A 12,700-nucleotide genomic window follows, 5' to 3' on the forward strand; every position below is an offset into this window, starting at 1 on the left:
CAGTGCGTTGACGTCGCTGAAGCCCAGAGGAGAGGATCGCGCGGCCGCACGGGAGCGGACCGACGCTGAACGTGCGCTGCGGGCGGCCGAGGGCGGCCCGAGGTGGCAAGAGATCGTCGCCGGCAGGTACGCGGTGGAGACCCGGATCGGCGCTGGCGGCGTGGGCGTCGTCCAGCTCGCCACCGATCGCCTGTCGGGCCAGCGCGTCGCGCTCAAGCGCGTCGATCCGAGGCTCGTCGAGAACAGGCACGCCGTCGATCGGCTGCTCCGGGGCGCCCGCGCCGCGCGCGGCCTCAAGGGCAGGTACGTCGCGCGGATCCTCGACGTCGGGGTCGAAGGTGGCGCGCCGTTCGTTGTCAGCGAGTACCTGGAGGGCTCCGACGTCACGAGCTACCTGCGGCGCCGCGGGCCGATCCGGGTCAGGGAGGCGGTGAAGTACCTCCTGCAGATCTGCGAGGCGGTCGCCGAGGCGCACGGCGTCGGGATCCTCCACCGGGACATCAAGCCCGAGAACCTCTTTCTCAGCTTCGGCGACGGCGCCCCGAGCGTGAAGGTCCTCGACTTCGGGGTGTCGGCCGTCGCCTGCGGCGTCGAGAGCGAGGGGCCGAACGCCGCCTCGGGCGCCATGCGGACGTCGCTGCTCTTCATGGCGCCGGAGCAGATGCGGTCGGCGGGCGGCATCGACGAGCGCGCCGACATCTGGTCGATCGGCGCGGTCGCCTACGCGCTGCTCTGCGGGGCGAGCCCGTTCGATGCGCCGACCGAGCTCGAGATCTGCACCAAGGTCCTGACCGAGCCGCCCGCGCCCTTTCCGGCGGGCGTCGAGCCCCCGGAGCTGCGGGCGCTCCTGCTGCGCTGCCTCGCCAAGGACCCGGAAGCACGTCCCTCGGACGTCGCGAAGCTCGCGTTCGCGCTCGCGCGCTTCGGGGGCGAGGGCGCGGAGGACGCGGCTGAGCGCGTGTGGGAGGCGCTCCGGGCGGACGAGACCGTCCGCATGGCGACACCTGCCCCGGTCGAGGACGAGTGGGAGGCCGACACGCTGGCGGACCTGCCGAGGATGTCGCCCGACGATCTCATGAGCGACCTCGAGACGACGGCCAAGTGGGAATCTCCCGCAGGCCGTCTGTCCGATGCCACGTTGGTGTCGCACGCAGGGGCGGCGTGGGACGGCGGCGATCAGCTCCGGGCGAGCCGGTCTCCGCCCCCGCCGGTCCTGACGGTGAGCCCGCCGGAGCGCCGCTCCGATCCCCAGGCGGGCGGGCCAGGGCAGCGGCCGACCGCCGGGGACACGCCCGTTCCGCTCGGTCGCAAGGTCGTGCACCGCGTCAGCGACGGCGCGGCGCCTCGCGTCACGCCGGTGCTCACGGCGCGTGCGCAGGCCGAGACCGATGCGGAGCGGCTCACGGTGGTGCGCCGGGGGCCGTCGCCATGGCCCCGGCGGCTCGCCATCGCGTTCGCGCTGTTCGGGATGCTCGCGGGGATCGGCGGCGTGTGGCTCGTGCAGATGCGCACGCTCGACGGAGGCGGGAGCGCGCTCCCTGCGGCGAAGGGGCTGGCGAAGCGCGCGGCTCAGGAGGCGCGGTCGTCGGTCGTGGCAAGGCGATCGAGCGCGGCCGTTCCTGCCGCGCCGGAGCCCCTGCCCGAGCCTCCGGCGGCCGAGCCCTCGGAGGCCGAGCTGGTCCCCGCGAGCGCCGCGGGCCCCGACAGCGAGGCGCCGCGGGTGGCGCAAGCGCGCGGGGCCCGGCTCGACGCGCGGCGCCCCGAGGTCATCTACGACGAGGTCGAGCGCGAGCGGCGGCGGCGGCGCGAGAAGCTCGAGCGCGAGCGGGCGTGGCGCGAGGCGACCACCCGCGCGCGGCAGGAGCGCGACGCGTCCCGGCGCGAGCCGCCGCGGCCCGAGGACGCCGCGCGCGAGACGGCGCAGCCCGCGGAGGGCGCGCGCGAGCCGCAGCAACCCGCGGAGAGCGACGGCGCGCAGCGACCCCAGGCGAGCGACGGCGGGTGACGTCCGCGGCCCGGCGGTCCGCCTGCCTGGTATAAGGCGGCCCGTGCCAGGGATGAGTCGAGGAGGTTACGCGCTCGCCCGCGCGGCGGGCGCCGCGCTCGCCGTGTCGGCGGCGGCGGTCGGTGCTCCTGTGCGCCCTGCGAGGGCCGCGCAGCAAGCGCCGCGGGTCGCGCAGCAGGAGCCGCGGGTCGCGCAGCAGGAGCCGCGGGTCGCGCAGCAGGCGCCGCGGGTCGCGCCGGAGCACCTGCCGTACGGCGCGGCGGGGTGGGCTGTGTCGGGCTGGGGCGGCGTGCGCGGCGTGACGATCGGGCCGATCGAGAACCTGCGGCACCCGGGCCGCGGCTACGGCACCGCGGCGAGCGGGCGGGCGATGGATGAGGCGGTTGCCATGGGCGCGACGTGGGTCAGCCTGACGCCGTTCGGCCGCGTGTGGGACGGCAAGGGCACGGGCGTCGATCTCGTCTTCGAGGCGCCGTTCGAGGAGAACCGGCGCAACGTGCTCGCGGCGATCGCGCAGGCGCACGCGCGCGGGCTCAAGGTGCTGCTCGTCCCGCACCTCTGGGTCGAGAGCGGCGAGTGGCGGGCCCTGATCGACCCCGGGGACGACGCCGGCTGGGCGCGCTGGGCCGAGTCGTACCGCCGGTTCCTGCTCACGTGGGCCGCGGTCGCGCGCGAGGGCGGCGCGGAGATGCTCAGCGTGGGCGTCGAGCTGCGGAGCTGGGTGACGACGCCGCGGGCGGCAAGCTTCCTGCCGATCATCGAGGCGGTGCGCCGCGTGTACCCGGGGCTGCTCACCTACTCGGCGAACTGGGACGACGTCGAGCACACGCTGATCTTCGACGCGCTCGACCTCATCGGCATCAACGCGTTCTACCCGCTGGCGGAGCGGGAGGGCGCGTCGTTCGAGGAGCTCTTGCGCGGCGGGCGCAAGGTGGCGGCCGGGGTGGACGCCGTGGCGCGCGCGTGGGGCAAGCCGATCCTGCTGACGGAGATCGGCTACACCACGCGGCGCGATCCCGCCGTGCGCCCGTGGGAGTGGCCCGACCGCATGAAGGGCGTGGTGGTCGACCAGCGCTCGCAGGCCGAGGCCTACGCCGCGGTGATCGCGCCGTTCCTCGACGCGCGCACGTGCGCCGGCTTCTTCGTCTGGCGGCTCTACGCGGATCCGGACGACGTCTCGCAGGAGGCCGAGTGGGGCTTCTCGCCGAGGGGCAAGCTCGCGGAGCTCGTGCTGCGCGACGCCTTTGCCACCCGCTGGGCCGCCGACGGCCCCCGGCTGCCCGGCGACGCGCTCGGCGGACACCGCGCGCGCACCCCGGGGCTCTTCGGCTGGGAGCTCGATCCCGACGAGCCCGAAAGCCTGTTCCCGTAGCCGGACGAGCCGCCGAGCCATCCCTGCGGGACGACGCGCTCATGACGGCAGGCGGAGGGTGAAGGTCGAGCCCCTGCCTGCGGCGCTCGTCACCTCGATGCGCCCGCCGTGCGCCTCGGCGATGCGCCGCGCGGCCCACAGGCCGAGGCCGACGCCCGGGGCCACGCCGCTCGACGAGGGCGCGCGGAAGTAGCGCTCGAACAGCCGTCGCTGATCGTCGGCCGCGATCCCCACCCCGCGGTCCGAGACCGCGATGGAGACCTCGGCGCCTACCCGCGCGACGGTCACCTGCACGGCGCCGCCCGCCGGCGAGTACTTGATGGCGTTCGCGACCAGGTTGTTGAGCACCTGCTCGATCCGGATCGGGTCGCAGCACAGCGGGACGGGCTCCTCGGGGAGCGACAGCCTGAGCTCGTGCGCGGTCGCGGTCGGGCGGTAGAGCTCCACGACGTCGCGGGCGAGCTCGCGCGCGTCCCGGGCCTCGCGGCGCAGATCGAGCTCGCCGCCCTCGATCCGCGCGATGTCCATGAGGTCCGTGAGCATCCGATCGCAGCGCGCCGCCTCCTTCCCGATGCGGGCGAGCATCGACCGGAGCCGCTCCTCGCGCGGGAGGGGCCGATCCGGCCGGAGGCCGTCGGCGGTGAGCTTCAGCGCGGCGAGCGGGTTGCGCAGGTCGTGCGCGACGCTCGCGAGGATCCCGAGCTGCCTCTTGCGCTGCTCGGCCAGCGCGGCGGCCATCTCGTTGAACGCGACGGCGATCTCGCGCAGCTCGTCGAGCCCGCCCTGCGGCGCGCGGGCGTCGTGCGAGCCGGCCCCGTAGCGGTCGATCGCGGCGCGGATCGAGAGGAGCGGCCGATAGACGCACCTGCGCAGCTGCCAGAGCGCGAGCAGGACGCCGGCGAGCAGCATCCCGGCGGCCCCGAGGCTCACGATCTCCGAGAGCCTGTGCACCTCGTCGACGCGCTGCCGGGCGATCCGCGCCTCGGCGAGCCGGGTTGCGAGCAGCCGCTCGAGCGCGGCGAACGTACGGTCGACCTCATCGTGGGACGCTCCCGCGTTCGCCCCGGCCTCCCGGTGCTCCCGCGTGTGCGTGGCGAGGTAGCGCTCGATCTCCCGTTCGGCCTCCTCGAAGACGTTGGCGCTGTCCGCGGTGACCGGCTGCTCGCGGGCGTCCTCGAGCCACCGGGAGAGCTCGCGCCTGGCGGCGTCGCGCGCGCCGACGTGCTCGGGGAGCTGGGTCAGCGCGACGCGGGCGCTCTCGCGCTCGTGGGAGAGGAGGTGGACCTCCAGCTGCGTGATCGACCGCACTTCCCGGACGATGTTGAAGAGGCACGTGACCTCGCGGGTCATGTACGTGGCGCTGAGCGTGAACCCGCTCGCCGTCAGCAGCGCGAGGGCGGCGAGCCACGCGGTGCTCGCCGCCGCGAGCGTCTTCAGCTTCATCGTCGTCCCCCGGTTCCGGCCCAGGTCGCGCCGGGAACGAGCGGAAGCGTAGCGCCTCGAGCGCGCGCGGCCCGTCCGCCGGGCAAGCCGGAGCTCCCGGAGCCGCCCAGGAGGCGGCCGAACCCGGGCGCTGCGGGCGTGGCGCGGCTCCCATCGAGGCTGCGCTGCGCGCAGCCTCAGGCGTTTGCGTTTTCCAGGCCCTTCGGGTTCGACAGCGCCGCCCGCGCGACGGCCATCTGCCGCTCGAGCTCCGCGGGAGACGCCGGGGTCTCCAGGATCAGCGCCGCGTCATCAGGGACATGGGCGGCGATCCGCTGGAACGCGTGCGCCGCGCTCTGGCTCAGGGCGCCGTGTCGGCTCCCCGCGTTCACCTCGCTCACGTGGAGCTGCTTCAGCCGTGTCCTGTGCTCCCGTACGAGGAAATGGGCCTCGGTCATCGTGCGATCGACCTGGTGCGCATGGCCGATATCGAAGCAGAACAGCGCGTCCGGCAGCGCGTCGAAGAAGGGCACGAGCTCCTCCACGGTGCGTCCTGTCCGCTTGCGCTTATCCATGTTCTCGATCGCGAGGGAGCCGCCGAGCTGCCGGAAGGCGCCGAGATCATGGAGGGTGTCGGGGTGGAGGACGATCAACCATCCAAGCGCGGCCACCTCCGCCATGGCGTCGGCGACGGCGCGCTCCTCCGCCGCATCGAAGCGGCTCGGAGCGTGGAACGAGACGTAGTCGTACCGCGACAGGTCGAGCGAGCCGAGGAGCTTGAGCAGCGGCTTGAGCTCCGAGATCCGCAGCGCGGAGAGCTCCACGGCGGTCGCCGAGCTCCCTTCGAGCATCGAGAGCGCCCGTTCGACGTCGCTGAGGGCGAGCGCCCCTGTCGAGTAGCCCACGGGTCGCATCAGAACACCCCATAGGTCTGGAGGAGCTTGCGGAGCTCGTCGTCTTCCTTGAAGAAGAGCCGGTCGAGCCCGCCCTGGAACTCACGCCCGATGTCCCGCACCCGCTTGAAGGTCGGGTCGCTGCCCAGCTGATCGTCCAGCGGCAGCTGCTTCAGCCGGCCGCGCTCCTCTTCATTCGAGAGGAGCGCGAGGAACGCGTCGTAGCTGTCGAACAGCGTGCGCGCCGTCTCCGCGGAGATCGAGGGCCGGAGCAGCACCTCGGCCAGGCTCTCCAGGGGCGTCACCCGGATGCGCTCTCGCAGGAAGCGCACGAGCGCTGGCGTCGAGAGCCGCTCGCCGTCGTCGGTCAACGTCGTTCGATCCTTGCAGAACAGCTCGAAGCCGAAGCAGGTGAGGAGCCCGCTCACGAAGATGAGCTTCCGCGACATCCTGAGCTTCGCGTTGCGGAGCGCCCAGCCCGAGCTGCGTTCCCGCTGCTTGTAGACGAAATCGACGGCGACCGTGCGCCAGTATCGGACGATGTCGTTCAGGAGGAACATCGGGAGGATCTCGCGCTTGCTGCCGTAGCGCAGCCCGCGGTCGTCCTCGACGTACCGCGACAGCACGAGCCTGAGCACCCGCTCGTGGGCGTCCGGCTGGCCGATCGCGAGCGACTCGAGGAGCAGCAGGATGCGCTGGGTCGTGTTCTTGTTCGTGTCCTCCTGCCCGCCGATCTGGTGGAGGATCGGGTGGCTGAAGGCCACGTTGCCGAACACGCCCGTCGGGCCCGGCTCATGGAACTTCGCTTCCCTCAGGATCCTCGTGATGGCCTGAGCCTGGCTGAAATGCCCCTCGTCGGCCTGACCGTCGATGAGCAGCGTCCAGTCGAGATCGCTGCCGGTCGTGTACTCGCCCCGCGCCAGCGAGCCGAAGACCACGACGCTCGTGTCGCACGGGATCTGCTCGCGGAGCAGCGCCGCGAGCTGCGCCCGGGTCTCCGCCGAGAGCCGCGCGGCCGCCTCGATGCTCGGCCACGATCGCCCCGCCTTCTCGCCGATTCGCTGGATGGCGCTCCGCGGCGCCGCGCCTTCATCTCTCGTCATCGATCGCACCCTCGATCGCGGGAGCCGTCCATCGAGCCCACCGCAGCGCACCGCGTTGCGCCGCGCGCCTCACGCCCCGCCGTCGCCGGGGAGCGCGAGCCCGAACCACCGGTTCACGAGGTCATGGTGCTCCTCGAGGCGGTCGCGGTAGCGGGGGGTGCCCTCGAGCGCGGCCCGCTCGAAATCGACCCAGTACAGGGCGCCCGTCTTCTCGCCGATGAGCACGTTGCCGAGCTTGACGTCGAGCGGCGCGACGCCGCGCGTGTTCATCGCCCGGACGATCTCCTCGATCTGGCCGCGGTAGGTCTCCCCGCCGCCGCTCGAGAACGCCTCGATCTCGCGCCGGTCGCGGTCGGGATCGAACAGCTGCCCGAGCGGCGCGAGATCGATGTCGAGCACCTTCTCCCCGCGCTCGGCGACCTGATGTTGCAGCGTCTGGCCGCGCACGTAGTCGAGGTAAAGGGTGCGCGTGGCGAGGCTGAGATCGCGAATCCTCGGGACGCTGGGGAGGTCGCGCAGGCGGAAGAGCGCGGCTGCTTCGTTGTAGAAGAAGAGACCGAGCAGGGCGAAGAGGTGCGCCTGGAGCGGCGCGTTCTGCGGCTGGCCGATGAAGCGCTTGCGGACGCAGACGTAGCCGTGGCGCAGCACGACGTGCAGCCGGTAGCGCAGGCGCGGCATCTTCTCGCTCCGCCGGTTGAAGAAGGCGACGTCGGCCGGGTGGACCGCGAAGGCGAAGCCGTCCTGATCGAGCTCCGCGAGCACCCTGTCCCCCGGGCCGAGCTCGGCGACCGATGGGATCTCGCTCGGGGTCACGGCGTCGGGCACGGGGAGCGGGTTCTCGGCGAGCCGGCGCGCAAGGAGCGCTCTGACCGTCTCGAGCCGCACGGCGAGCAGCCTCGTCGCGGCGTCCATGCCGGGCACGCGGCGCATGCCTTCGTCAAGGGCGCGCCGAAGCTCAGGGTTCATGCCCGTCTAGTAGCCGCTTCCGTTCGGCAAATCAAAAGGTGAGGTGACGGCGAGGCGAGGTGGTACGCTGATCCATCGACCTTGGGCGCGCGCGTCGGCGAGCGTCGACGCGAGCCAACGAGCGTGGACGAATGTGGACGGGCGTGGACGGGCGTGGACGAGCGTCGACGCGCGCCAACGAGCGCCAACGAGCGTGGACGAACGTGGACGCGCGCCAGACGCCACCGACCGCCGGCGTGCCGGGTAGGCGTTTGGCAGCGCGGGTGATGCTGGGTGCGGATTGCGCTTCAACAGGGGACCCGATTCGGGTAGCAAGCCTTCATGGGGAATTCGACGCTGCGGATCGTCCATGTCGTGAGCAGCCTGAACGGCGGAGGTATGGAGCATTTCGTGCTGCGCCTCGCCGAGGCGCAGCGGCGCCACGGCCATGACGCCTCCATCCTCGCGCTGCGCGGCGGGCCGCTCGCGGAGCTGGCGCGGCAGCGGACGCTGCCGACCACGGTGCTGGGCGGGCGCCTCCCCGCGCGGCTCGCGCACGCGGCCCTCTCCTTCGCGCGCTCCCGTCCGCACGTCGTCCACGCGCATAACCCCACTGCGCTCCACTACGCCACGATCGGCAAGCTCCTTACGCGCGCGCGGCTCGTCTTCACCGATCACGCCCAGACGCGCGGGATCATCCGCGTTCCGTCGCGCTTCGAGTGGCGTGAAACGGACGCTGTCGTCGGCTGTTCGCAGGACACGGCCGACAAGAGCGGTGCCGTTGGCGTGGCCAGCAACATCTCTGTCATCCACAACGGGATCGACATCACCCCGGCCAAGCGGACGCGCGACGAGGTGCGCGCCGAGCTCGGCCTCGGCCCGGACGTGTTCCTTGGCATCATGCCCGCCGCGTTCCATCCGGTGAAGGCGCACGACGTGCTGCTCCGGGCGCTCGCGCGGCTCCGGGAGCGGGGCGTCGCTGTCGCGGTGCTCGTCGTCGGCGACGGCGACGAGCGCGATCGCATCCATGGGCTCGCGAGGGAGCTCGGGGTCCACGGCGCCGAGGCGCGCTTCCTCGGCTTCCGCAAGGACGTGCCCGATCTGCTCGTCGCCGCCGATTTCTTCACGCTGCCCTCGCGCGACGAGGGGCTGCCGCTCGCCGTCCTCGAGGCCATGGCGCGCAGCCTGCCTGTCGTGGTGACGCCCGTCGGCGGGGTCCCCGAGGTGGTGCGGCACGAGGAGCACGGCCTGCTCGTCCCGGTGGACGGGCACGACGTGCTCGCGGACGGGATCGAGCGGCTCGCGCGCGATCCGGCGCTGAGGCGGCGGCTCGGCGAGGCGGGGCACGTGCGGGTGCGCGACGACTTCTCGTTCGAGAAGATGACGCGCAAATACGAGCAACTCTATTTCCGCCTCACGTGACAGGCGAGCGGGCAATGAAGGTACTCGTCTTCACCCATCATTACCCTTCCACGCGGCTGCCGACGATGGCGCCGTACAGCTATCACACGTACAGGGCGCTCGCGCGCCGCTGCGAGCTCCGGCTCGTGGCCCCGATCCCCTGGTGGACGCGCGCGCGCGGGGCGCACCGGGAGCTCTTCGGCGGCACGCGCGAGGCGCACACGGGTATCGACGCGCTATTCCCCACGTACTGGTCGATCCCGGGGCTGCCGAGCCTGCACGCGCAGGCGCTCCGCGCATCGCTCCGGCGCACGATGGCGGGGCTGCGGCGTGAGTTTCCGTACGACGCGATCCTGGCCGCGTGGGCCTATCCCGACACCGTCGCAGCGGAGGCGTTCGCGCGGGAGGCGGGGGTGCCGGTCGTCACGACGGTGCTCGGCAGCGACATCAACGAGCAGCCGAGGAACGCCGCGCTGCGGGCGCAGATCGCGCCGGCGCTCCAGCGCTGCGCCCGGGTGGTCGCGGTGAGCGGGGCGCTCGGGGAGCGCCTGGTGGAGCTCGGGGTGCCGAGGGAGCGTGTCGTCGTGCAGCACAACGCGGTCGACGGCGCGCGGTTCGCGATCCGGGATCGGGCCGAGCCGCGGCGGCGCTTCGGCGTCCCGGCGGACGCGAAGGTGGTGCTGTACGCCGGTTATCACGTGCCCGAGAAGGGCGTCGACGTTCTCGTCGAGGCGATGGCGCACCTCGACCGGGCGGGCCGTCGCGACATTCACCTGATGATGGTGGGCGGCGGCGAGCTGCTCGAGCCGCTGCGCGCGAAGGTGAGCGCGCTCGGCCTGGGCGATCGCGTGCGGCTGTTTGGCTGGGCGCTGCCCGTCGAGATCCCGGACTACATGGCCGCGTGCGACGTGTTCTGCCTGCCGAGCCGCCGCGAGGGCTGCCCAAACGTCGTCCTGGAGGCGCTCGCCTCGGGCCGCCCCGTCGTCGGAACCCGGGTCGGCGGCGTGCCGGAGCTCGTCCGCGAAGGGCAAGGGGGCAATGGCCTCCTCGTCCCCCCCGGCGATCCCGGGGCGCTCGGGGCCGCGTTGACGCGAGCGCTCGACACGGCATGGGAGCCGGAGGCGCTGCGGGGCAGCGTGGGGGCGCTGTCATGGGACGTCGTGGGGGAGCGCTATCACGCGCTCCTGAAGGAGGTCCTCGCCGAGCAGCGCGGTGGCGGGCCGGGCTGAGGCGCTGCCAGCTGTCCGGCCCGCGCGACGGACAATCAACGTGAACGTTTACGTGGACGTTTACGTGGTCGTGGTCGTGGTCGTTCACGACCTATCGTTGACGACCACGACCACGACCACGTAAACGTCCACGTCCACGTCCACGTCCACGTCCACGTCCACGTCCACGTCCACGTAAACGTCCACGTAAACGTCCACGTAAACGTTCGGATGTAGGAGAACGCGGCGCGAAGGTTGGTTAACGCCTACGCGCCTCGGGCCTGCGGTGTTGTCAGAGGGGGATTGGTCGCGTCAGCTCGCGCAGGGCGGCGGCTTCAGGCGGTAATCCCTGTAGTCACCGGGATTGCCTGTCTTGCCGTCGAGCGCGGCGATCGCGATGTTGTACATCTCCCGCGCGGTCACGTAGTGGAGCACCCACTCCTTGCCATCGTTGTAACGGGTGGTGAGCTCCCGGTGCAGCGCGTGGCCCCCGGCGCCGAGCAGCGACGCCGCCTGCTCCTCGGGGGCGCCGTGCGTGTACACCTTGACGAACACCCACTCAGGCCTCCCCTCGATATGGATGTTCTGATCGGCCCACGTCTTCACCCGATCCGGCGTCGGCGGGTCGATCGCCTGCAGCGCGCCGTATTCCATCCGCATCCCCACCCGGTTTCCCCGGCGCCTCAGCGCGAGGGCGAGAGGGCCCTCGATCATCAGGATCCGGTCCTCCAGCACCTCGCCGACCTTGGCCCGCGCCCCCACGGCGTGGGCACTCCGGCGCGCCAGGTTGCCCGTCGGCCAGTAGATCTGGTTCACGATGGAGTGCTGCGACTCGTCGGGGGCCGACGGGAACGTGTAGTCGGCATAGCAGCCCGTCTCGAAGAGGAGCGGGAGCTCCGCGTCGACTCCGCAGTTCCGCGAGTCCCGCCCGGAGTTCGCCAGACACCAGTTGCCGTGGATGAACCCGTAACGCATGCGCCCGTCCGGGTCGCGCGAGAAATGCCCGTGCTTCCCCAGGATGTCCAGGTACCTGAGGATGTCCGCGCGCAGGTTCTCCTCCGTGTCGTTGTGGTGGTGCAGGTGCAGCTCCACCTCGCCGAAGCCGCTGCGCGTGAGATCCGCGAGCGCGTCGAGCCACCCCGGCGTGTACTGCTCCCCCGGAAAGAAGAAGCTGTGACGCGGGTGGTGGCCGTCCGCGTCGCGGTACGCGCCTGCCATCTCGGGATACCCCTTCGACCACGCCCTCACCCGCGCGTCGCCGACCTCCGGTGTGGCGTTCTCCCACCCCGGCTCCCAGTGATCACAGACCGCGAAGAGCAGGTGCCGCGGGCCGAGCGGACGCGGAGCACGGGCGTTCTCGATCCTCTGCCGGGCGTAGCCGCCGAGCCAGTTGTGAAGGTTCTTGTTCTTGAGATACTGGATCTTCGCCTGGAGTGTTCCGATCATGAGCTCTCTCGACCGCGACGCGTTGGACCGGCGGCCGCCGCGGCGGAACGGATACTAACCTGGCCCCCCCGGGCGTAGCCATAGCCGCCTCGGGGCCGCGCAGCGATCAAGATCACCGCGCGGCCTCACGCGGCGTCGCGCGGCGCGCGGCCCACCTGCCTCCCGGACGGCGCGCGTAAGGCAGGGCCAGCGTCGCGATCGTGCTCGCCACGTTCGTCTCCCCCGCGAGGCGCGCGCGACGCGGTCCTCGCCCTCGCAAGCAGCGGAGCGCACGCGGCCCGCCGCCCCACGGCAAGGGGTGCGCAGAGATCATGGAAGCTCGAGCACACTCCAGCAGAGCCCGAGCGGCCGTCCCGGACAGCCAGAGCGCAGCGAACCCCTGCGGCATGTATCGTGTCTTAAATTTTTGCGTCTGGCTGTTCGGTGCGCCGCCCCGCTTTGCCGGGCGAGGATGGCTGTGAGGGGACAAATCGCCCCACCTGTGGCGGTTTGTGCCGCCCAGGCTGTCAGCCGACCACCTACCGTTGTGTCTACGGTGAGCATCCGCACCGGAGCCGCGCTGGCACGACGCCTGCTCTGGGGGGTGCGGACCGCAGCCATCACCGATAAGGAGCCAGGCATGATGTCAACCACGATGACGCCGAGCGAAGAGATGGTCTCCCTCACGCGGAGGACCTCCCTCGAGTCACCAGCCTCCATGACCGAGGCGTGCGAGCTAGCCCGGCGGCTCGTGGACATGATCGAGCGCCTCAGGATGTGCACCCCGGAGGGCGAGCAGGCCCAGGCCCTCCGCATCGCGGAGGGGATGGCTCGGAGCGTCGCGGATGTCGTGACCGACGCCATGGGCAACCGGCGCGCTCACGTCGCCTAGCCGCTCAAGCACGAAGGCCGGGGCGACAAGGCCC

10 protein-coding genes are annotated in these 12,700 nt (G+C 72.1%); 5 read left to right on the plus strand and 5 right to left on the minus strand.

The features are described from left to right. Positions 1–7: 7 nt before the first annotated feature. Both WME79_RS07185 and WME79_RS07190 read left to right on the plus strand, forming a co-directional pair. The gene (locus WME79_RS07185) at positions 8–2,005 is read left to right on the plus strand and encodes a protein kinase domain-containing protein (protein ID WP_437533713.1); all 1,998 of its coding nucleotides are present in this window, start codon (positions 8–10) and stop codon (positions 2,003–2,005) included. Positions 2,006–2,057: 52 nt separating this feature from the next. Continuing rightward, positions 2,058–3,377 carry a glycoside hydrolase family 113 gene (locus tag WME79_RS07190; RefSeq protein ID WP_437533716.1) on the plus strand — a complete coding sequence of 440 codons (1,320 nt, stop codon included), beginning with the start codon at positions 2,058–2,060 and terminating at the stop codon, positions 3,375–3,377. A gap of 39 nt (positions 3,378–3,416) precedes the next feature. Here WME79_RS07190 and WME79_RS07195 read toward each other — a convergent pair whose 3' ends face one another. From WME79_RS07195 to WME79_RS07210, 4 genes are all read right to left on the minus strand, one after another. Further along, positions 3,417–4,820, minus strand: coding sequence for an ATP-binding protein (locus tag WME79_RS07195; protein WP_437533719.1), 1,404 nt, complete (start codon positions 4,818–4,820; stop codon positions 3,417–3,419). A gap of 176 nt (positions 4,821–4,996) precedes the next feature. Continuing rightward, the gene (locus WME79_RS07200; RefSeq protein WP_437533722.1) at positions 4,997–5,713 is read right to left on the minus strand and encodes a hypothetical protein; all 717 of its coding nucleotides are present in this window, start codon (positions 5,711–5,713) and stop codon (positions 4,997–4,999) included. After that, entirely contained in the window at positions 5,713–6,795 is a 1,083-nt protein-coding gene (locus tag WME79_RS07205; protein ID WP_437533725.1) for a nucleotidyltransferase domain-containing protein, read from the minus strand. Before WME79_RS07205 ends, WME79_RS07200 begins: the two co-directional genes overlap by 1 nt. Positions 6,796–6,864: 69 nt before the next feature. Continuing rightward, positions 6,865–7,761 carry a hypothetical protein gene (locus WME79_RS07210; RefSeq protein WP_437533728.1) on the minus strand — a complete coding sequence of 299 codons (897 nt, stop codon included), beginning with the start codon at positions 7,759–7,761 and terminating at the stop codon, positions 6,865–6,867. Positions 7,762–8,082: 321 nt separating this feature from the next. Between WME79_RS07210 and WME79_RS07215 the strand changes: the two genes are divergently transcribed. Then, the gene (locus tag WME79_RS07215; RefSeq protein ID WP_437533730.1) at positions 8,083–9,162 is read left to right on the plus strand and encodes a glycosyltransferase family 4 protein; all 1,080 of its coding nucleotides are present in this window, start codon (positions 8,083–8,085) and stop codon (positions 9,160–9,162) included. Between the two features lie 14 nt (positions 9,163–9,176). Beyond that, positions 9,177–10,370 (plus strand): glycosyltransferase family 4 protein, encoded by a 1,194-nt coding sequence (locus WME79_RS07220; RefSeq protein WP_437533732.1) that lies wholly within the window; start codon positions 9,177–9,179, stop codon positions 10,368–10,370. A 291-nt stretch (positions 10,371–10,661) separates the two neighbouring features. Here WME79_RS07220 and WME79_RS07225 read toward each other — a convergent pair whose 3' ends face one another. Continuing rightward, positions 10,662–11,795, minus strand: a complete 1,134-nt coding sequence (locus WME79_RS07225; protein ID WP_437533735.1) for a hypothetical protein — start codon at positions 11,793–11,795, stop codon at positions 10,662–10,664. Positions 11,796–12,414: 619 nt separating this feature from the next. On the opposite strand from WME79_RS07225, the gene WME79_RS07230 reads away from it, so the two are divergent. Continuing rightward, positions 12,415–12,666 carry a hypothetical protein gene (locus tag WME79_RS07230; protein ID WP_437533738.1) on the plus strand — a complete coding sequence of 84 codons (252 nt, stop codon included), beginning with the start codon at positions 12,415–12,417 and terminating at the stop codon, positions 12,664–12,666. Positions 12,667–12,700 lie beyond the last annotated feature (34 nt).

This window comes from Sorangium sp. So ce726 (assembly GCF_051521405.1).
In the GTDB taxonomy this organism is placed as follows: domain Bacteria; phylum Myxococcota_A; class Polyangia; order Polyangiales; family Polyangiaceae; genus Sorangium.

Excerpts from the sequence above, each read along its gene's own strand:
- WME79_RS07230 (WP_437533738.1), top strand. The coding sequence starts at position 12,415 with ATGATGTCAACCACGATGACGCCGAGCGAAGAGATGGTCTCCCTCACG.
- WME79_RS07200 (WP_437533722.1), bottom strand. The coding sequence starts at position 5,713 with ATGCGACCCGTGGGCTACTCGACAGGGGCGCTCGCCCTCAGCGACGTC.
- WME79_RS07205 (WP_437533725.1), bottom strand. The coding sequence starts at position 6,795 with ATGACGAGAGATGAAGGCGCGGCGCCGCGGAGCGCCATCCAGCGAATC.
- WME79_RS07190 (WP_437533716.1), top strand. The coding sequence starts at position 2,058 with ATGAGTCGAGGAGGTTACGCGCTCGCCCGCGCGGCGGGCGCCGCGCTC.
- WME79_RS07195 (WP_437533719.1), bottom strand. The coding sequence starts at position 4,820 with ATGAAGCTGAAGACGCTCGCGGCGGCGAGCACCGCGTGGCTCGCCGCC.
- WME79_RS07210 (WP_437533728.1), bottom strand. The coding sequence starts at position 7,761 with ATGAACCCTGAGCTTCGGCGCGCCCTTGACGAAGGCATGCGCCGCGTG.
- WME79_RS07225 (WP_437533735.1), bottom strand. The coding sequence starts at position 11,795 with ATGATCGGAACACTCCAGGCGAAGATCCAGTATCTCAAGAACAAGAAC.
- WME79_RS07215 (WP_437533730.1), top strand. The coding sequence starts at position 8,083 with ATGGGGAATTCGACGCTGCGGATCGTCCATGTCGTGAGCAGCCTGAAC.
- WME79_RS07220 (WP_437533732.1), top strand. The coding sequence starts at position 9,177 with ATGAAGGTACTCGTCTTCACCCATCATTACCCTTCCACGCGGCTGCCG.